This is a genomic window from Streptomyces diastatochromogenes (assembly GCF_002242805.1).
GTDB classification, from domain to species: domain Bacteria; phylum Actinomycetota; class Actinomycetes; order Streptomycetales; family Streptomycetaceae; genus Streptomyces; species Streptomyces diastatochromogenes.
This window is the reverse complement of sequence record NZ_MCGQ01000084.1, coordinates 1-766: the sequence shown is the minus strand read 5'-3', so window position 1 is coordinate 766 and position 766 is coordinate 1. Positions and strand designations below refer to the sequence as shown.

The following is a 766-nucleotide window of genomic DNA, read 5'->3' as shown; positions in this document are numbered from 1 at the left end:
CGGCGGTGGCGCGGTCGGTGAAAAAGCGCAGGTAGTCGCAGCACACGGCGGCGGCCGGGCCGGTGCCGGGGCGGGCGCCGTAGTAGACCACCGCGGTGGTCGGCTGCCAGGTGGTCTTTCCGCCGGTGAACTCCACGCGGACGGGGTCGCCGGTGACCGGGTCGGTGGAGGTGACGACGGCGTCGGCGCCCAGCATGACCGGGATGCCGAGCGCGTCGATCGCGCACATCGACCACACCGTCGGCCCGTCGGCAATCTGCACGACGTGCTCGGTGGCGGTGGCGGAGAACGGGTACGCGGCCCGGATGCGGCCGGTGTCGTCCAGGGTGAGGAAGTCCTCGGTGGCCAGTTCTGCGAGCACCCGGGCGGCCGGTACGGCGAAGGGCTCGGCCGCCGCCTCCAGCTCGGCCTGCCCGGGCGGGGCACCGGTGGTGGCGAAGGAGCGCAGGACGGCCTGCTGCACCGCCCGCAGGCCACCCTCGATCGGGGCGAGACGACCCTGCCCGGCCCGGCCGGCAGCCCGGTCCACGCCGCCGGGAGTGCCTAGCACCCGCCGCAGCTCCGCGACGGAAGGCGCTCCGCCGACCCGGCCGTCCGTGCCACGGTAGAGCCGGCAGGACACGCCGGCCGCGGTGCCCGGGGCGGCGAACGGGTCGTGACCGTCGACCAACAGCGTCGGGGAGCCATGCATGCCGCGCCGTTCGGCCTCCGCCTGGTCGTCGACCACGTGCTCGGTGCGCTCCACGTCCGTGCGGCCGGCGAGGGC

1 protein-coding gene is annotated in these 766 nt (G+C 75.8%); it reads right to left on the bottom strand.

What is annotated here, in order from left to right:
• Positions 1-766: alkylmercury lyase family protein (locus BEK98_RS45335; RefSeq protein ID WP_094222678.1), on the bottom strand; the 766-nt coding region annotated here is incomplete at both ends.